Source organism: Rhodanobacteraceae bacterium, assembly GCA_024234055.1.
Taxonomy (GTDB): Bacteria; Pseudomonadota; Gammaproteobacteria; order Xanthomonadales; family SZUA-5; genus JADKFD01.
In genome coordinates this window covers 668,460-687,515 of the sequence record JACKOW010000001.1, presented here as the reverse complement: position 1 = coordinate 687,515, position 19,056 = coordinate 668,460, and the positions used below count along the sequence as shown (strand labels likewise).

Sequence of the window (19,056 nt, the reverse complement as noted above, 5' to 3'; positions counted from 1 at the left end):
GAAGCAGAGCCTTGGAAAGTCGGGCTTCCGGGCACACCTTGCCTCCAGCGGACCTGCAGCCAGATTCACGGACTCCAACGTCGTGGTCAACGCACATTGGCCTTGTTCGCCCAAACTCAACCATGTCCAATCTCTTCCGCTTCCCTTCCGCTCTTCTTGGCGTCCTTGGCGGACAAGAGGGCTCTGGTTAGTGGCGAACACCCTCCGAGGGTGCAGCCAAATCCTCGCCGTCCGTGCTGAGGACGACGCGTCCCAGGCGCTCGATCGGCCATTGCTGCGCCCGGGCCTCGTCGCGAAAGCGCCCGATTGCCGCCGCCGATAGCGGATAGCGATGCTCGACCGCGGCACCGGCGGCATCGACCAGCGTCAGCGCGATCGCACCGAGTCCGGCAGCCTCGTGCAGGCAGGCGCGCACGGGCGCGTTGGCACTCAGACTCTCGATGACGAAATCATCGTTCTGGCGCGAGCAGGCATGCCCGGTGTCCGCCTGCGGCAGACGCACCCGTACAATCATGCCGTGCGCTGCCAGCAGCCCCTGCAGCTGACGAAACTCATGCAGCTGCGCCACATATTCGTTCAAGCGTTGATCACCGAGGCCGGCATTCTGCCGCGCATACAGCGAATACGGCAGAAAGGACAGCCAGACCGCGCCGTCATCCAGCTTCAGTGACTGCCCCAGCGCCGTGCTCACTTCCAGGCACTGCGACGGATTGCCATACAGCCGCTCCTCGATCAGTTGCCAGGCAAAACCGAACCCGATGTGTTCGAGTTGAGCCGCCATCATCGCCGAGAGGTCCAGCAAGGACATCAGTCGCACATGCTCGAAGGACAGTCCCAGATCGCGCGCCAGTTCGTACACGATCGCGGCATCGGCCAGGCCCTGCCCGTATAGATCGATTTCCAGTCGCTCGGTAGCCGCGGCAATGGCGTCATCGCTGCCGGTGATCGCCACCGGAATCGTGAACAGCGTGCCGCCGCCGATCGCCACGTCCGGCTCCAGCAGGGCCGTGGGCATTCGCCCGTCGCGCTCGCACAGCGTCAAACTGTGGCCCGCGGCCACGCCGGCACGCTGTCCGGCCAGAAACAGATTTCCCAGCTCCTGATGCACCGGAAACCCCGGGCGCAGCAGTTGCGCCGGGTCGTACAGGGCCGCCGACCAGACAAAGCCGTAGTCGTGTTCGGGTGGCAGGAAGCGCGCCAGTTGCGCGCCCATCGCCGCCATCAGCCCCTCGGCCGTCGCCCGCGTCAGCAGGTGCCGCTGCGGCAAGGCCCCCGCCACCGGCTCCAGCGCCAGCACCCCCATCCAGACCGTCGCCATCCCAGCTCCAACACCCACTTCAAGGGCGCGGACGATAGCGCAGGTGGCGCGAACAGGGTGTCGGTGGGTGGGGCGGTCGATTGTCGGTTGTCGGTTGTCGGTTGTCGGTTGGTGGTTGTCGGTTGGTGGTTGTCGGTTGTCGGTTGTCGGTTGGTGGTTGGGGCACGGGGCACGGGGCACGGGGCACGGGGCACGGGGCACGGGGAAAGGCTACGGGCTTCGGCGCTATTGTGGGTCCACACAGACAAGTCGGGACCCACAAGCAGACAAGTCTGGACCCACAAGCGCTGACCTCATTGTTTCGCTGCGCGCAATGACGCCGGCAGGGCAGCGCAGTCGCCGCTGAGCAGGGGCTCACCGACTGTCCACTGAACCAGCCCCATTGCAGTTTCTCCCCGCGGCCTCCGCGCCTCCGCGTGATCCAGCTCCAACCGACAACCGACAACCAACAACCCGCGCTGCGCGCGCAAGCCGGCACTGGTCTACACTGGTACTCTTGACCGCAGGGAGTGTCTGCCATGTCCGAGCGCCGTCCTCTGGCCGCCATTCTCGGTGGCTTGCGCATCCCCTTCTGCCGTCAGAACACCGCCTATGTCGACCTCTGCAACCTGGCGCTGGGCACGGAAGTGGTCAATCGCATGGTTGATCGTTTCGACCTCAAGGGCCTGGAACTGGGCGAACTCGCCTTCGGCGCAGTCCTGAAGCACTCGCGGGACTGGAATCTGGCCCGAGAGATCGCGCTCGGCTCCGGACTGGCGCACACCACCCCTGGCCTGACCCTGCAACGCGCCTGCGGCACCGGATTCGAATCGGCGATCGTGGTCGCCAACAAGATCGCGCTGGGTCAGATCCGAACCGGCATCGGCGGTGGCAGCGACAGCGCCAGCGAGGTGCCGCTGGTGCTGAGCCGTGAACTGAATGCGCGGATGCTGGCCGTGAATCGCGCCAGGACTTTCGGCGAGCGCTTGCGCGCCTTCAAGGGTTTCGGCTTCGGCGAGCTCAAGCCGGTCGCCCCGGCGGTCAGCGAACCGCGCACCGGCAAGAGCATGGGTGAACATTGCGAGATGATGGCCAAGACCTGGGGCATCAGCCGCAGGGATCAGGATCAACTGGCCTTCGACAGCCATCAGAAGGCGCATACGGCATTTGAGCGCGGCTTTTACGATGATCTGATCGCGCCCTTCCGCAGCCAGAAGCGCGACAACATCCTCAGGCCCGACACCAGCCTCGACAAACTGGCCTCGCTGAAGCCCGCCTTTGATCGCAAATCCGGCCAGGGCACACTGACCGCGGGCAACTCCACGCCGCTGACTGATGGCGCCAGTGCCGTGCTGCTGGCAGCACCTGACTGGGCCGCTGCCGAGGGCCGCGAGGTGCTGGCGCATCTGGTCGATGCCGAAGTCTCAGCCGTGGATTTCGTCGGTGGCGAGGGCCTGCTGATGGCGCCAACGGTAGCAGTCGCGCGACTGCTGCAACGCAACGGCCTCAGCTTTGCCGATTTCGATTTGTTCGAGATCCACGAGGCCTTCGCGGCGCAGGTGCTGTGCACGCTGGCGGCTTTCGAGTCAGCGACTTACTGCCGCGAACGTCTCGGCCTCGGTGCACCGCTGGGCGCGATTGATCGCGACAAGCTCAACATTGCCGGCGGCAGCCTCGCCATCGGTCATCCCTTTGCCGCCACCGGTGCACGCATGATCGCGGGCGCCGCCAGGTTGCTGAAGGATACCGGGGGTGGACGCGTGCTGGTCACGGCCTGCGCCGCCGGCGGCATGGGCGTCGCCGCGATCATCGAACGGCGCTAGCCCGCGTAGCTCACGTTGGCCCCATCGCGGCCTGCGTGACGATAGGGCGGTGCCATCCAGGCCCTGCGCCCCAAGTCGTCCAAGGTGCGCGGCGGGTCAGCGCCAATCAACCGGCGGCATCACCCTTGGGCTTCTCGCCGCAATAGGTCTCGAGGATTTTCTCGGTCTCGGCGATCTGGCCATCGCGCTCGGCCTGGGTCAACTCGCGCTGCTTGCCGTTCTCTTCGATCATGAAGCGGCCATCGCCCTTGAGCATCTTCAGATTCTCGGCGTGGGCCTTGCAACCGGCGCGACGCTGGGCATTGATCTCTGCGCGCTCTTCCTCCGACATCTGTTTCGGGTTCACGCCCTGCTGGGCCTGAGCTGCGCTGGCGCAAAGCACGAGCAACAACATTGCTGAAAAACGAAAGCTCACGGGTGTTCCTCCTCGAGTACTTGAAACCGGCGACGCATCGATGTCGCGTGCGCTGGATGTTAGCGAGTTCCAGAGTCCTGCGCGCGCCGTCCGGTATCTAATCGTCAACGCCGCCACGTCCATTCAGTGGAATTGAACCCGGCAGCGCCGACGCCCTGGATTAAACTGCGAGCAGACAAATCCCGAGGTCGGCCATGCTCCGCAGCCGCAAAGTTCCAGCCCTGATTTACGTCCTGCTGTGTTGTGCGGCCTGCAGCCAGATGGTTCGGGAGACGCCGGTCAGCGATGCCCGCAATCCTGCATTCGTCTTCGGCGCGCAACAACAAGGCCAGGCAGCCTTCGGCGAGATCACGGCGCAGACAGTCGACAGCCTCGTGGTTCCGGTGGAAGCCAGCTTCGATCCGGTCCCTGAGGCTGAGGCCGCTCGCTATCAGATGAGCGAGGAAGTTCAGCCCAAGCGCGAGGATCTGCCCGCGTCGGGCCAGCGGGGACGCGGCCACCCGGACGTCGCTGATCCGACCGAAAGCGATGCCGAAGCCGGCAGCAAGGCCGTTCCCGGCCCGCAACCCAACTTCTCGGGCAATGATTTCGACAACAACAGCAGCACTACGGGGGGTTTTCTGTTCATCCCGCCTGACAACCATGTGGCCGCGGGCACCGGCCATGTCGTCACCGTCACCAACGTCACCGTGCAATGGCACACCAATGCGGCCACACCGGTGCGTCAGTTCAATCAATCACTGCGCACCTTCTTCGCCTCGCTCAATCCGCCCAGCGGCAATTTCACCTTCGATCCCAAGGTCATCTACGACCCCTATTCCGATCGCTTCGTCATCCTGACGCTGGAACGGCGCGACACCGCCGACGGCGATCCGGTGAACAGCTCGCGCCTGCTCGTGGCCGTGTCCGACGACGGCGATCCCAACGGCACCTGGCGCTTCACCGCGATCAACAGCAAGATCTCGATCAGCGGCGCCGATCGCTGGGCCGATTTCCCGGGCTTTGCCGCCGATGAGGAAGCGGTCTACATCACCGCCAACATGTTCGGCTTTGGCCTGAGCGGCACCTATGCCGGCGTACGTCTGTGGATCATCCCGAAGAGCACTTTCTATGCCGGGCAGGCGCCGACGGTGTCGGTGATCAATCCCTATGCCGGCCTGTCCAACCCGCCCAATACCACGCAGCTGGCACGCATGGCCGGCGTCGCGCCCAACGGTGTGGGCCTGTGGATGGTGGCAACCGGCTGGAACAGCGGCACGACCGACCAGGTTCGAGTACTGCGCATCAACAATCCGCTGTCGGCACCCTCAATCAACGAACAGTTCCTGTCGCTGGGCAATATCGACAATGAGAGCGTGGCCATCCCCAGCGCGCCGCAATCGGGAACGACGACCCGCATCGATGCCGGCGACCGCCGTTCGTCGGATGCCATGTGGCGCAACAACGAGCTGTGGCTGGCACACACCGTGGTGCCGCCTTCTGGCGTCGATGCCGGCCAGGCCACTGCCCGCTGGATCCGGATCAACACCAGCAATCTCAACAGTCTGGTGGTGGCCGACCAGGGCGCCATCGGCGGCGAAACCATCGCCAGTGGCACCTATACCTTCTATCCCAACGTCGCCGTCAACGAGTACGGTCACGCGGCCATCGGTTTCTCCGCGGCAGCTTCCAGCATCTTCCCGAGCTCCTATTTCGTGACGCGTCGATCCAATGACAGCAGCGGCAGCAGCTCGAATCCGATCCTGCTGCGTTCGGGATCGGCCTACTACGTGCGCACCTTTGGCGGCGACAACCGCTGGGGCGATTACAGCGGCGTCGCGGTGGACCCGGTCAATCAGTGTTTCTGGGTGTACAACCAGCACGCCAACACCCGCGGCACACTGATCAGCGGCGAAGACGGCCGCTGGGCCACTGCGGCAACGCGCACCTGCGTGTGCCGTGGCACCGAATCCACTGGGGATGCCGATTTCGACGGCGTCTGCCTGAATCTGGACAACTGCCCGAGCACCTTCAATCCCAGCCAGACCGACACCGACAACGACGGCATCGGCGACGCCTGCGATCCCTGCCCGACGGTCTCCGGAACCAACTGCAACATCGCCACCACCACGACCATCACCAGTGACAATCCCGATCCGTCGGCAGTGGGCCAGTCGTATACGGTGGCGGTGACGGTCAGCAGCGGTGGCGGCACACCGACCGGGACGGTAGCCGTCAGCGATGGTGCCGGCGCCAATTGCAACGCCACGCTGAGTGGCGGCTCGGGCAGCTGCAACCTGAGCTCGGCCAGCGGCGGCAACCGCACGCTGACCGCCAGCTATCCCGCCACCGGCATCTTTGCCGCCTCGTCGGATACCGAATCCCATCTGGTGGCCAACGCCACTACCACCACGATCACCAGCGACAGCCCGGATCCTTCAGCGCCAGGCCAGGCCTACACCGTCAACGTGCAGGTCGGCAGCGCCTCGGGAACGCCCACCGGCACCGTGGCCGTCAGCGATGGCGCCGGGGCCAATTGCAATGCGCCGCTCACCGGTGGTCTGGGCAGCTGCAATCTGATCTCGGCCAGCACCGGCAACCGCACGCTGACCGCGAGCTATCCGGGTGTTGGCAGCTACGCACCCTCCAGTGACACCGAGCCCCATCTGGTCGCCAACCCGACCACCACCACCATCACCAGCGACCAGCCCGATCCTTCCGGCGTGGGCGCCGGCTACACCGTCAACGTGCAGGTCAGCAGCGCCAACGGCACGCCCACCGGCATCGTCGCCGTCAGCGATGGTACCGGCGCGACCTGCAATGCGCCGCTGACCGGCGGCATCGGCAGTTGCAATCTGATCTCGGCCACGCCCGGCATGAAGACACTGACGGCCAGCTATCCCCAAACCGGCGCCTTCGCCCCCTCGAGCGACACCGAGTCGCATGTAGTCGCCAACGCCACCACCACCACCATCACCAGTGACCAACCCGATCCGTCCGCGCCCGGCGCCAGCTACACGGTCAATGTCCAGGTCAGTAGTCCCAACGGCACGCCCAGCGGCACGGTGGCGATCAACGACGGCGTTGGCGCCAACTGCAACGCCACCCTGACCGGCGGCATCGGCAGCTGCAATCTGACGTCGACCACCCCCGGCAACCGCACACTGACCGCCACCTACCCACTGACCGGCGCTTTCGCCGGTTCCAGCGATACCGAGCCGCATGTGGTCGGCGGCGATGTGCTGTTTGTGGATGGGTTCGAATAGCGGCCCGGGCTTTGGCAACGCTTCTTGTCGTTGATAGCGAAAACCGAGTCGGCCTGATGCCAGAAGCGGTTCGCAGAGAACGTCGAGGAAAAGCAGAGCGAACCCCGAGAAATGCAAAATCGAATCTGGATTTGCTTTCTCTGCGTTCTCAGCGGCTCTCTGCGTTCTCTGCGTTCCGCTCCTGATCTCGTATTGCGTCCAGTGCAACGACTTTCGCCACTGGCCGCGATGTGCAGGTCGCGACGCAAGGTCGCACCTGCGACGAGGCGCTACTGCGCGGTCCAGCCGCCGTCCATGGCCATGTTGCTGCCGGTGATCTGGGCTGCGGCGTCCGAGCACAGGAACACCGCCAGCGCGGCCACCTGCTCCACAGTCACGAATTCCTTGGTCGGCTGCGCCGCCAGCATGACATCGCGCTTGACCTGTTCCTCAGTCAGGCCGCGGGCCTTCATGGTGTCCGGAATCTGGCGTTCGACCAGTGGTGTCCACACATAGCCCGGGCAGATCGAGTTGACGGTGATGCCGAAAGTGGCCAGTTCCAGCGCCACGCTCTTGGTAAAGCCGGCAATGCCGTGCTTGGCCGCCACATAGGCGCTCTTGAACGGCGATGCCACCAGCGCGTGGGCACTGGCGGTGTTGATGATCCTCCCCCAGCGCCGGCCTTTCATCTGCGGTACCACCGCACGGGTGGCGTGAAAGGCGGCCGACAGATTGATGGCAATGATCTGATCCCACTTGTCCAGCGGGAATTCCTCGATCGGCGACACGAACTGGATGCCGGCATTGTTGACCAACACATCGACACTGCCAAAAGCCGCAGTGGCTTCCTGCACCATGGTCTCGATGGCGCCGCCGTCACGCATGTCGGCAGCGCTGTAGCGAGCCTTCACCCCAAACTCGGCCTCGATCGCCAGCCGCAGCGATTCGATCTCGGTCGCATCGCCAAAACCATTCAGGGTGATGTTCAAGCCCTGCGCTGCCAGCGCCCGGGCAATGGCCAGGCCAATGCCGCTGGTAGATCCTGTCACCAGGGCATTGCGCGCGACCTTGTTCAAACTCGACATGGACGAACTCCGGTCAAAGAAGCAAGGATGCCTGCCCGGAGCACTTGGCGCATCCGACCAAAAGTACCAGGCTACTGCGAGGCGTCGCAGTCGTCGGTCACGGCATCCATGGTCCGGGTGATCTGGTCGATGGAATCCGCCAGATACTGGATGTTGCCGGAGTCAACCTTTCCAGCCATGTGCGAGAGCACGGCTTCGAGTTCCTCGCCCAAGGCCACCTGATCGGCGTTGCCGGCGCCCTGAAGCGCACCCGCCAGCGTGGCCGAACCCTCGGTCAGCGCGCCCAGCGCCTCGCCGATCTGTTCGTAATCACTCTCGCTGAAGCCGTCTGCCTCATCGGAGTCCAGCAGATTGGCAATGTCGTTCCAGGAATTGGCGACATCGTTGACCATCTCGCAGATTTCGGCTGCGGGCGCTGAAATCGGCGCAGCCAGAAGCAAGGCACAAGCAATGACCGAGATTCGCATGTTACGGGCTCCGAGGGGATCGTGGGGGTAGCCGCCAGGATGTCCCCAGCTGACCCGGCGGCGGGGTGATGGACGCCCCGCCATTTGATCACTACGCGGGGCGCCGCGCACGCGAAATCGGCGGCAACTGAAGGCCTAATCCAGGGCCGTTCAGCAGCCACTGAGAATCGCGTTAGTCGGCAGGCTGGCGGTCTTGCTCTGAACTCACGCGGCGGTAGTTGCCGTCGAAGCTCACGGTCCATTCCTCGCCATCGGCGCTGGCCTCCCACAGCTGACGCACCGAGCCGTCCGGCTCGCGCGACCAGGTGATCCGCTGCTGGTCCATTTGGCCAGTCTTGGCGTTCGGCAACTGGCCCAGCATGACCATGCGCCCCTGCGCGTCCACATCGCCTCGAAGTCGCAGCACATAGCCTGCTGCACTCACCCAGAACTGATGCCAATGCTGGTCGGCCGGGTCATAGGCGTTGTAGCTGACGCCGGTGGTTCCGCTGGCGCTGCGCCAGGACTCGGACAGCCCACAACCCTGTTCGATGGCCCGGATGCTGTTATGACCGATCAGCTTGTCGCCACTGTAGACATCCCAGTCACCCAACCAGAAGTCGAAAGCGTGGAAAGCCGGATCGGCGCAGGCCGACGGCGGAGTCGCGACGGCTGATGTCTGCTCTGCCATGGCGCCTTCAAGTGGCAGTGCCAAAAACCATGCGCAGACCCAGATTCGGGATCTGCGAGACAGGAATCCAGCGATCGTCTGATGCATGAGATCACGCTCCGCAGTAGGCCAGTAGTGGGCCGCAAGTCCAGTGGCTGCCAGAAGTCTTGGCTTGCGGCCTGTTCATTGCAGCGCCCCGAGTGCTTCTGCATTCGATTCCCTGCGCGCCAGATCGATGGCCGTGTCACCGGCATCGTTGCTGATCAGCGGGTCGGCGCCAGCCGCTCGCAGCAGCGTGATCAGTCTCGGCTGGTTGCGGTGTGCGGCTGAGTGCAGCGGCGTGTAGCCCGCCTGCTGTCGAGCATTGGGATCGGCGCCAAAAGCCAGCAACAAGTGCACAAGGCGACAGCCCAGGACCTCATCCCGGTGGGTGCAGGCGGCATGGACCGGGGCGACGCGCATGGGATTGGCGGCAGCCTGGGCAGCATCGGCACCCGCCGCCAGCAACAGCGCCGCGCAAGCTGCCTGCCCAAAGAACACCGCCAGCCCCAGTGCCGGGAAGCCATCGACAGCCAGCGCCGAGACGGCCGCCGGGTCATCCCTCAGCAGGCTCGAAACCGTATCGGTCAATCCCAGTGCCGCCGCTTCGAACAGATCCAATGCGGACTTGTGTCCGGCGATGACCAAGGCCGCCTCACGCTGGCCCTGGTAGAGGGCCCAGAGGATCATCGACACGCCCTGCTCGCTGGTCGCTGCAGCCAGACTCGGGTCTGCGGCCAGCAGTTGCTCAAGCTCAACGACGTTGCCAGCGCTGATCGCCGCCTGCAACTTTGGCAGATTCAGATTCATGAATGCTCCCCCAACGCAGTCTGGACCCGTTCATCAGCACCTTACGAGCGCACGTTTACGGTGATGACAGCGCCCGCGACCGTGGGCAAGTGCCGGAAGGCAGGGGTAAGCCATGCAAACTGCGATTCGATTGACTTCACGCCAGAGCATTGATCCAAAGCGAGTGGCTGCCTGGTCCGGCGTGCTGCTGCTGCACGTCTGGGTGCTCGGCATGATGCTGCTTCCACGCGAGGCCACGCAGCCCATCCAGAAACCGACATTGTCCGTTGAGCCGGTCATCATCTTTGATCCGATCGACCCGCCGCCGCTGCCACCACCCCCCGTTGAGGTTCCACCGCCGCCCATCACCCTCCATCGAATCGCGCCGCCGCCAACCGTCGCTCCCACGCCCGCCGCTGCTCCGGCAACGACCACGGTCGAGATCGTGGTCAGTACCCCCTCTGACGAGCCGCGCATGGCACCGGGTCCGGTCGATGTCGGCCCCACCGGCATTTCGGGCACCGGCGAAGGCGAACTGGTCAACTTGCGCGTGCTGGTCAAACGCCAACCCGCCTACCCAAGACGTGAACTGGCCCGCGGCATCGAAGGGGACGTCGTGCTGCGTGTGCTCGTGAACGAGAAGGGCGATCCGCAAACCATCGAGGTCATCGGCGGCACCCGCAATCGCAACTTCGAAGCCTCGGCCATCAAGGCCATCAAGCGCTGGAAATTCCAGCCCTACATGGTCGATGGCAAGCCGCGCGCCGCCTGGGCTCGCGTGCCGGTGAGCTATACCCTGGATTAAGAGAAAGCCGGACTGAACCGCGGGCTGGATCTGCAACACTCTCCAGCCCGCATTCATCGCTTCATCGCGACGAAGCGATATAATGTGCGTTCTCGTGCCAGCCTGTCGCTGGCCAGTCCACTCATCGAGGGGCGCTGCAATCCCGCTATCGGGGTCACGCTCGGTGAGCTATGGCCTTCGCAAGGAAGGGCGCCCGTCCGTGATAGACAACGAGGACGCTGATGAACGCAGTAGTGAAGGAAATCCAGCCGCACGATTACAAGGTGCGCGACATCTCCCTGGCCGAATGGGGCCGCAAGGAAATCCAGATGTCCGAGCACGAGATGCCCGGCCTGATGGCAATCCGTGCCAAGCACGCAGCCGCCAAGCCGCTGGCTGGCGTGCGTCTGACCGGCTCGCTGCACATGACGGTGGAAACCGCAGTGCTGATCGAGACCCTGGTGGCGCTGGGCGCCAACGTGCGCTGGGCGTCGTGCAACATCTTCTCCACCCAGGACTATGCGGCGGCCGCCATCGCCAAGACCGGTACGCCGGTGTTTGCGTGGAAGGGTGAGACCCTGGAAGAGTACTGGGACTGCACCCTGGACGCGCTGACCTTCCCGGGTGGCAAGGGGCCGGAACTGGTGGTCGACGATGGTGGCGATGTCACGCTGCTGATCCACAAGGGCTACCAGATGGAACAGGGCGACCGTTGGGTCGACAGCCCGAGCGACAGCGAAGAAGAGGCGGTCATCAAGCGCCTGCTCAAGCGCACCGCCAAGGAACGCCCCGGCTTCTGGCACGCAGTGGTCAAGGAATGGCGCGGTGTCTCCGAAGAAACCACCACCGGCGTCAACCGCCTGTATCAGATGAAGGCGCTGGGCAAGCTGCTGATCCCGGCCATCAACGTCAACGACTCGGTCACCAAGAGCAAGTTCGACAACCTCTACGGCTGCCGCGAGTCACTGGCCGATGGCATCAAGCGCGCGACCGATCGCATGATCGCCGGCAAGCTGGCCGTGATCTGCGGTTTCGGCGATGTGGGCAAGGGTTCGGCACGCTCGCTGCGTGGCTTCGGCGCCCGTGTGGTCGTGACCGAGATCGATCCGATCTGCGCACTGCAGGCGGCGATGGAGGGCTTTGAAGTGACCACGGTGGAAGACACTCTGGGCCGGGCCGACATCTACGTCACGGCGACCGGCAACAAGGACATCATCACCGTCGAGCACATGTCGAAGATGAAGGACCAGGCCATCGTCTGCAACATCGGCCATTTCGACAACGAGATCCAGGTCGATCTGCTCAACGCGACCAAGGGCGTGACCAAGACCAACATCAAGCCGCAGGTGGACAAGTACACCTTCCCGGGCGGCAACGAGATCTACATGCTGGCCGAAGGCCGTCTGGTCAACCTCGGCTGCGCCACCGGCCACCCGAGCTTCGTGATGTCCAACTCCTTCGCCAATCAGGTGCTGGCACAGATCGACCTGTGGGCGAACAAGGACAAGTACGAGCCGGCTGTGTATCAGCTGCCGAAGAAGCTCGACGAGGAAGTCGCGCGTCTGCATCTGGAGAAGATCGGCGTCAAGCTGACGAAGCTGACCGAGAGCCAGTCCAGCTACATGGGCATTCCGCAGGAAGGCCCGTACAAGCCGGAGCATTATCGGTACTGAGCTAAGACCGGGACTCGGGACTCGGGACTCGGGACTCGGGACTCGGGACTCGGGACTCGGGACTCGGGACTCGGGACTCGGGACTCGGGACTCGGGACTCGGGACTCGGGGAAAGGCTAAACGGAAAGGGCGTCGCAGTTGCGACGCCCTTTTTGCTTTTGTGGGTCCAGACTCATCTGGACGCTTCAGCTTGTAGATGCGAATTTCTCGCACCCTGTCGGTCCAGATTCATCTGGACGCTTTTCCTCTTCGCGAAGCGAGGAGCCCGAGTCCCGGCATTCTGGAGTGCCGAGCCGCGCGCTCCTCAGCGCTTCTTCTTGCCCAGACCCGCCGCCTCGCGCAGCGCTTCAGCCTTGTCGGTCTTTTCCCAGGAGAAGGCGGTGTGCGACTTGCCGTCGGCACCCTTGATCTCATAGGGCTTGCGACCAAAGTGGCCGTAGGCGGCGGTATGCTGATACACCGGATGGATCAGATCCAGCATCTGGACGATGCCGTAGGGGCGCAGGTCGAAGTGCGCTCGGATCAACTTCTCGATCTGCTCGTCGCTGATCTTGCCGGTACCGAAGGTGGTCACCGAAATGCTGGTCGGCTCGGCCACACCGATGGCATAGGAGACCTGGATCTCGCACTTGCTGGCAAGGCCGGCAGCGACGATGTTCTTGGCCACATAGCGGCTGGCGTAGGCGGCCGAACGGTCGACCTTGGACGGATCCTTGCCCGAAAAGGCGCCACCGCCGTGGCGAGCCATGCCACCGTAGGTGTCGACGATGATCTTGCGGCCGGTCAGGCCGCAGTCGCCCACCGGACCACCAATGACGAACTTGCCGGTGGGATTGATGTGGAACTTGGTGTGCTTGCCAATCCACTTGGCCGGCAGCACCGGCTTGACGATGTGCTCCATCACCGCCTCGATCAGATCCTTCTGCTTGATGCCCGGATCATGCTGCGTGGACAGCACTACCGCATCGATGCCGGCGACCGCGCCATCTTCGTAGCGCAGCGTCACCTGACTCTTCGCATCAGGGCGCAGCCACGCCATCGGCGAGTTCTTCTTCTTGCGCACCTTGCTCTGCTGCTCCACCAGGCGGTGGCTGTAGTAGATCGGGGCCGGCATCAGCTCCGGCGTTTCATCGCAGGCATAACCGAACATCAGGCCCTGATCGCCGGCGCCCTGCTCTTCCGGGTGCTTGCGATCAACGCCCTGAGCGATGTCCTGGGACTGCTTGCCGATCAGATTCAGAATGCCGCAGGTGGCGCCATCGAAACCGACGTTCGAACTGTTGTAACCCACATCGACAATGACCTTGCGCACCAGCGCTTCCAGATCGACCCAGGCGCTGGTCGTGATCTCGCCGGCGACGATGGCCACGCCGGTCTTGACCATGGTCTCGCAGGCCACGCGGGCATTCTTGTCCTGCGCCAGGATCGCGTCCAGCACGGCATCGGAAATCTGATCGGCGAGCTTGTCCGGGTGACCTTCGGACACGGATTCGGAAGTAAACAGGTATGCGCTCATGGACAAGTCCTAATCGGGTCAAGGCAAAGGCCGGGGATCATACCCGGGTGCAACCGAATGCGCACACAATGGACGGCTATACGGCCGCAAAAAGACCTCGGCCCGACAGGCGCCGCGGCAGCCGCAAAGCTCCCAACTGATGTATGCACCCGTACGACGCCCGCCCAGGCTGATTGACGGCCGCAAGTTGCGAAACTAAGATCACGCGCTTCTGCTGCAGCGCAGCATTCGAGACTAGAACCATGGCCCAGAGCCCAGAGAGATTGGCGGTCGTCACCGGCGGCATCGGTGGTCTAGGCACCGAAATCTGCGCGCATCTCGCCCGCGCGGGTCGGCGAGTCGTGGCCGCGGATCTCGATCACAGCCCGGAGCGCATCGCCCAGTTCCGCCAGGACGTGTCCGAGTTCAATGGCCAGATCCAGTTTGAAGCCCTCAACGTGGCTGACTTTGACGATTGTGCCGAGTTCGCAGCACGCGTGCATGCGCACCATGGACCCGTTGACATTCTGGTGAATGCTGCCGGCATCACCCGTGACACCACGCTGCGCAAGATGGAAGCCCAGCACTGGAATGACGTCATGCGCGTCAATCTTGATGGCGTGTTCAACCTTTCCCGGCAGTTCGTCGACGGCATGTGCGAACGCCAGTTCGGCCGCATCGTCAACATCAGCTCGGTCAACGGTCAGACCGGCCAGTTCGGACAGACCAACTATTCGGCGGCCAAGGCCGGCATGCATGGGTTCACGATGGCGCTGGCCCGGGAAGTGGCGCGCAAGGGCGTTACCGTGAACTCGGTATCACCCGGCTACTGCAAGACCCAGATGGTCATGAAGATCCCGGAAGCCATCCGCAACGACATCATTGCCAAGATTCCGGTCGGAAGACTGGGTGAGCCGGCGGATATCGCCCGAGTCGTGAATTTCCTCAGCGCCGATGAATCCGGATTCATCACCGGCGCCAATCTGCCGGTCAACGGCGGCTATTTCATGGATTGAGCGGGCATAGCGTCAAGGCTGCAGACAGCGCGCAATCCCAGGCGCCACATACCTCAGTGACTATTGCAGCGCGGAACGCGCTGCTGATCCTGATCGTACCTGCCGAGAGCCCTATTGTCCCGAACTCGAGCTCTCGCTGACCCGGGCACCTTGCTTGCGCACAATGACCATGGCCAGTTCGATGGCCTGCTCGTAATTGAGCCGCGGATCGACGGTGGAATGGTAGGCGCGCTGCAGATCATGCTCGGTCAGGTCGCGGGCACCCCCCATGCATTCGGTGACGTTCTCACCGGTCAACTCCAGGTGGGCACCACCCAGACGTGAGCCACTGGCGGCGTGAATATCGAAAGCCTGTTCCAGCTCCGAACGGATGTTCTCGAAACGCCGGGTCTTCAAGCCTGAAGCGGTACCTTCGGTATTGCCATGCATGGGGTCACAACACCACAGCACTCGCTTGCCGTTGTTGCGAACCACATCAATCAGACGCGGCAAATGCTCGGCGATCTTGTTGGCGCCGAGGCGATGAATCAGGGTCAGACGTCCCGGCTCGTTGTCCGGATTCAATCGCTCGATCAGACGAATCAACTGCTCTGCCGTCACCGACGGCCCGATCTTGACGCCGACCGGATTGCGGATCCCGCGGAAATACTCGGTGTGCGCGCCATCCAGGGCCGCCGTGCGCATGCCGATCCAGGGGAAATGAGTGGAAAGGTTGAACCAGCCCCACTGCCGCGGAACCTGGCGTGTCAGCGCCTCTTCGTAATGCAGCAACAGCGCCTCGTGCGAAGTGTAGAAATCGACCCGACGCAGACTACCGATGGGCGCACCGCCTACACTTTCCATGAAGCGCACGGCATCGCCGATAGACCGAACCATGTCACGGTACTCGCGCTCAAAGGGCGAGTGCTTGACCCAGTCCAGATCCCAATATTCCGGGTGGTGCAGATCGGCAAAACCGCCATCGATCAGTGCCCGCACAAAATTCATGGTCATGGCCGAGCGCGAGTGACCTTCGATCAGTCGCGCCGGATCCGGCCGCCTGGATTCCGGCGTGAACTCCGGCCCGTTGACCAGGTCGCCCCTGTAGCTGGGCAAGGTCACTCCGTCGCGTGTCTCCATATCGGCCGAGCGCGGCTTGGCGTACTGCCCCGCAAAGCGCCCCACCCTCACGATGGGCTGCTTCAACCCGTGCACCAGCACCAGACTCATCTGCAGCAGGACCTTCAGCCGATTGGCGATATGCGGGCTGTTGCAGTCGCTGAAATTCTCGGCGCAATCACCACCCTGAAGCAGAAAACGCTTGCCATCGGCAGCGTCCGCCAGTTCCTGCCGCAACTGCATGATTTCCCACGAGGTGACCAGGGGCGGCAACGACTTGAGCTCGAGCAGACGGGCATTGAGCGCCGCCAGATCATCGTATTGCGGTTGCTGCAGCGCAGTGCGCTCACTCCATGACGACGGCGACCAGTTGGGGACTTCCTTGATGGCAGTAAGCACGGGATCTTTCCTCAAAACAGGGGTTCTAGGCGCCATGAATCAATCGCACTCCAATCTACTCAGCGGCGCGGGGGGAAAACCAGAAGCATGAGCATCGCCAGCGCCATGACTGCGAAAGCCACAAAGGTCCATACCGGCATGCTCAAACCGAGAAACTCCCAATCGACGTTCGCACATTCGCCCGAGGTCATCAGCACTGTCTTGAGCATGTTGCCGAATGGAAAGTTGTCCCACATGTAATCCAGCGGCGGGGCACAGGAAGGCACCTGATCCTTGGGCAGGGACTGCAACCAGACATGTCGTCCAGCAATCGCCGCCCCGAGTACTCCAGCCAGCAGGGCGAACCCGGCGTAAATGCGAGCACCCAATGGTCCCGGCCCATGCAACGCGCCGAGCAGACAGATGGCCCCGAAGAGCATCACCGCAACCCTCTGGAACATGCACAAAGGGCAGGGAACCAGACCCAGACCGTACTCTGCATAGAAGGCATATGCCAGCAACAGCGCGCAGACCAACGCGAAGGCGCCAAACACCTGCCGGGAACTCAGATTTCTCAATGCCAACATCTGCCTTTCTCTGTCATCACCGTTGAGCCCGACTAGGACAACGGCAGGTGCCGAAGGTTTCATCAGCAGGAAAACTCAAGGCTTTCGAACTGCAGCGCTTGAGTGTAACCGAAGAAGGGTGGGTTGCTGCAGTGCAAAAAAAAGGCCGCCTTACGGCGGCCTTTCTGCGATCGGAGCGAATCGCGATCAGGCGTCGGCATCGACCGCTGCCGCCGCGTTCTGCGGGCGGTCGACCAGTTCGACATAGGCCATCGGCGCGTTGTCGCCAGCGCGGAAACCGCACTTCAGAATGCGCAGATAGCCACCGGGACGAGCGCGGTAGCGCGGACCCAGTTCAACGAACAGCTTGCCGATGACAGCCTTGTCACGCAGGCGACTGAACGCCAGACGACGATTGCTGACACCATCTTCCTTCGCCAGAGTCAACAAGGGCTCGGCGAAGCGACGCAGTTCCTTGGCCTTGGGCAGGGTGGTCTTGATCAGCTCATGCTGAAACAAGGAGTTGGTCATGTTGCGAAACATGGCCTGGCGGTGGGCGCTGGTGCGCGCAAAGGCGCGGCCGGCATTACGATGACGCATGACTAATTCTCCTTATCAACCGCCAAAACCGCTGGTGGCAAGTCCTGGCGGCGGCCAGTTCTCCAGCTTCATGCCGAGCGACAAACCACGCGCTGCCAGCACATCCTTGATTTCAGTGAGCGACTTCTTGCCCAGATTCGGCGTCTTCAGCAGCTCAACCTCAGTGCGCTGAATCAGATCACCGATGTAGTAAATGCTCTCGGCTTTCAAACAATTCGCCGAACGCACCGTCAGTTCCAGGTCATCGATCGGACGCAGCAGGATCGGATCAACCTCAGCCCGGCCCGCAGCAGGACGCTCAACTTCCCGACGACTGACGTCGGCGAAAGCGCCCAACTGGTCGACCAGAATGCCGGCAGCCTGCTTGACCGCATCCACCGCATCGACCGTACCGTCGGTTTCAACGTCCAGCACCAACTTGTCCAGATCGGTACGCTGCTCGACGCGCGCGCTCTCGACCGTGTAGGCCACGCGACGAATCGGGGCATACGTGGCATCGATCTGCAGACGGCCGATCGGACGAGCCTCGTCCTCCGGCATACGGCGGCTGCTCGCGGCCTCGTAACCCACACCCCGGGCGATCTTCAGACGCATCGACAAGGACACGTCCTTGGTCAGGGTGCAGATCAACAGATCCGGGTTCACCACTTCCACATTGTGATCAGTGGTGATGTCGCCAGCCGTCACCGGACCCCGACCCTTGCGGCTCAGATGAACAGTGGTCTGATCGACATTGTGCAAACGCACAGCCACGTCCTTCAGGTTCAGCAGGATCTCGACCACATCCTCCTGAACGCCTTCCATGGTGCTGTATTCGTGCAGGACCCCGTCAATCTCGACTTCAGTCACCGCTGCCCCAGGAATGGAGGACAGCAACACGCGACGAAGCGCGTTACCCAAAGTATGGCCAAATCCCCGCTCCAGCGGCTCGAGTACTACTCGTGCACGCCGATCACCGGCATTCTCGACCACCAGATTGTGGGGACGCAGCAAACTGGTTGCAGACGTCATGAATAAACCTCGCAGGATTACTTGGAATAGAGCTCGACGATCAAATTCTCATTGATGTCGGCGGACAAATCACTGCGGTCAGGAACCTGCTTGAACACACCCTCGGCCTTGGCTGCATCGATTTCCAGCCAGCTGGGGGTCAGATCCATTTCCTGACTCAGGGTCAGAGCTTCCTTGACGCGGAGCTGCTCCTTGGCACGATCCGCCAGGGCGACGATGTCGCCGACCTTGACCTGATAGGAGGCCAGGTTGACGATCTTGCCGTTGACCTTGACGCCGCGATGGGAAACCATTTGCCGTGCCTGAGCGCGGGTCACCGCGAAACCGAGGCGATAGACGACATTGTCCAGTCGCGATTCCAGCAACTGCAGCAGGTTCTCACCGGTCGCACCGCGACGGCGATTTGCCTCAAAGTAGTAACGACGAAACTGGCGCTCCAGCACACCATAGATACGCTTGACCTTCTGCTTTTCGCGCAACTGCAGCGAGTAGTCAGAATTCTTGGCCTTCTTGGCGGTGCCGTGCTGACCAGGCTTCTGCTCGATCTTGCACTTCTTGTCGATCGGGCGAGCCGGGCTCTTCAGGAAAAGGTCGGTGCCTTCCCGGCGAGCCAGTTTGCAGGTGGGTCCAGTATAACGAGCCATGAC

17 protein-coding genes and 1 riboswitch are annotated in these 19,056 nt (G+C 62.9%); of the genes, 5 read left to right on the top strand and 12 right to left on the bottom strand.

The window, feature by feature from the left end; translation table 11 throughout:
* Positions 1–187: 187 nt before the first annotated feature.
* Positions 188–1,318: a hypothetical protein gene (locus H7A19_02830; protein MCP5473755.1), complete on the bottom strand. Its 1,131-nt coding sequence runs from the start codon at positions 1,316–1,318 to the stop codon at positions 188–190.
* Between the two features lie 518 nt (positions 1,319–1,836).
* Here H7A19_02830 and H7A19_02825 point away from each other — a divergent pair.
* Positions 1,837–3,120 (top strand): acetyl-CoA C-acetyltransferase, encoded by a 1,284-nt coding sequence (locus H7A19_02825; GenBank protein ID MCP5473754.1) that lies wholly within the window; start codon positions 1,837–1,839, stop codon positions 3,118–3,120.
* Positions 3,121–3,226: 106 nt separating this feature from the next.
* Here H7A19_02825 and H7A19_02820 read toward each other — a convergent pair whose 3' ends face one another.
* A complete protein-coding gene (locus H7A19_02820) occupies positions 3,227–3,535 on the bottom strand; it encodes a hypothetical protein (protein ID MCP5473753.1) in 309 nt (102 codons plus the stop codon).
* 194 nt (positions 3,536–3,729) lie between these two features.
* Between H7A19_02820 and H7A19_02815 the strand changes: the two genes are divergently transcribed.
* Positions 3,730–6,780 (top strand): Ig-like domain repeat protein, encoded by a 3,051-nt coding sequence (locus H7A19_02815; GenBank protein MCP5473752.1) that lies wholly within the window; start codon positions 3,730–3,732, stop codon positions 6,778–6,780.
* A gap of 269 nt (positions 6,781–7,049) precedes the next feature.
* Here H7A19_02815 and H7A19_02810 read toward each other — a convergent pair whose 3' ends face one another.
* From H7A19_02810 to H7A19_02795, 4 genes are all read right to left on the bottom strand, one after another.
* The gene (locus H7A19_02810; GenBank protein ID MCP5473751.1) at positions 7,050–7,844 is read right to left on the bottom strand and encodes a 3-hydroxybutyrate dehydrogenase; all 795 of its coding nucleotides are present in this window, start codon (positions 7,842–7,844) and stop codon (positions 7,050–7,052) included.
* A gap of 71 nt (positions 7,845–7,915) precedes the next feature.
* Positions 7,916–8,311 carry a hypothetical protein gene (locus H7A19_02805; protein MCP5473750.1) on the bottom strand — a complete coding sequence of 132 codons (396 nt, stop codon included), beginning with the start codon at positions 8,309–8,311 and terminating at the stop codon, positions 7,916–7,918.
* A 172-nt stretch (positions 8,312–8,483) separates the two neighbouring features.
* A complete protein-coding gene (locus tag H7A19_02800; GenBank protein MCP5473749.1) occupies positions 8,484–8,981 on the bottom strand; it encodes a DUF1579 family protein in 498 nt (165 codons plus the stop codon).
* A 162-nt stretch (positions 8,982–9,143) separates the two neighbouring features.
* On the bottom strand, positions 9,144–9,809 hold the full coding sequence (locus H7A19_02795; GenBank protein ID MCP5473748.1) for an ankyrin repeat domain-containing protein: 666 nt from the start codon (positions 9,807–9,809) through the stop codon (positions 9,144–9,146).
* A 112-nt stretch (positions 9,810–9,921) separates the two neighbouring features.
* Here H7A19_02795 and H7A19_02790 point away from each other — a divergent pair, with 112 nt between their 5' ends.
* Positions 9,922–10,593 carry an energy transducer TonB gene (locus H7A19_02790; protein ID MCP5473747.1) on the top strand — a complete coding sequence of 224 codons (672 nt, stop codon included), beginning with the start codon at positions 9,922–9,924 and terminating at the stop codon, positions 10,591–10,593.
* Positions 10,594–10,713: 120 nt separating this feature from the next.
* A riboswitch (S-adenosyl-L-homocysteine riboswitch) is annotated at positions 10,714–10,795 on the top strand.
* Positions 10,796–10,814: 19 nt separating this feature from the next.
* Complete coding sequence (locus H7A19_02785) at positions 10,815–12,245, top strand: adenosylhomocysteinase (protein MCP5473746.1); 1,431 nt, start codon at positions 10,815–10,817, stop codon at positions 12,243–12,245.
* A 304-nt stretch (positions 12,246–12,549) separates the two neighbouring features.
* On the opposite strand, the gene H7A19_02780 is transcribed toward H7A19_02785, so the two are convergent.
* Entirely contained in the window at positions 12,550–13,761 is a 1,212-nt protein-coding gene (locus H7A19_02780) for a methionine adenosyltransferase (protein MCP5473745.1), read from the bottom strand.
* A 242-nt stretch (positions 13,762–14,003) separates the two neighbouring features.
* Here H7A19_02780 and phbB point away from each other — a divergent pair, with 242 nt between their 5' ends.
* Complete coding sequence (gene phbB, locus H7A19_02775; protein ID MCP5473744.1) at positions 14,004–14,756, top strand: acetoacetyl-CoA reductase; 753 nt, start codon at positions 14,004–14,006, stop codon at positions 14,754–14,756.
* Between the two features lie 111 nt (positions 14,757–14,867).
* Here phbB and H7A19_02770 read toward each other — a convergent pair whose 3' ends face one another.
* The 5 genes from H7A19_02770 to rpsD all read right to left on the bottom strand — a co-directional run bounded on the left by H7A19_02770 (position 14,868) and on the right by rpsD (position 19,053).
* Positions 14,868–16,289: a 3-deoxy-7-phosphoheptulonate synthase class II gene (locus H7A19_02770; GenBank protein ID MCP5473743.1), complete on the bottom strand. Its 1,422-nt coding sequence runs from the start codon at positions 16,287–16,289 to the stop codon at positions 14,868–14,870.
* A gap of 23 nt (positions 16,290–16,312) precedes the next feature.
* The gene (locus H7A19_02765) at positions 16,313–16,819 is read right to left on the bottom strand and encodes a disulfide bond formation protein B (GenBank protein ID MCP5473742.1); all 507 of its coding nucleotides are present in this window, start codon (positions 16,817–16,819) and stop codon (positions 16,313–16,315) included.
* A gap of 186 nt (positions 16,820–17,005) precedes the next feature.
* Positions 17,006–17,398: a 50S ribosomal protein L17 gene (rplQ, locus tag H7A19_02760; GenBank protein ID MCP5473741.1), complete on the bottom strand. Its 393-nt coding sequence runs from the start codon at positions 17,396–17,398 to the stop codon at positions 17,006–17,008.
* 15 nt (positions 17,399–17,413) lie between these two features.
* The gene (gene rpoA, locus H7A19_02755) at positions 17,414–18,409 is read right to left on the bottom strand and encodes a DNA-directed RNA polymerase subunit alpha (GenBank protein MCP5473740.1); all 996 of its coding nucleotides are present in this window, start codon (positions 18,407–18,409) and stop codon (positions 17,414–17,416) included.
* Between the two features lie 17 nt (positions 18,410–18,426).
* Positions 18,427–19,053, bottom strand: coding sequence for a 30S ribosomal protein S4 (rpsD, locus tag H7A19_02750; protein MCP5473739.1), 627 nt, complete (start codon positions 19,051–19,053; stop codon positions 18,427–18,429).
* Positions 19,054–19,056 lie beyond the last annotated feature (3 nt).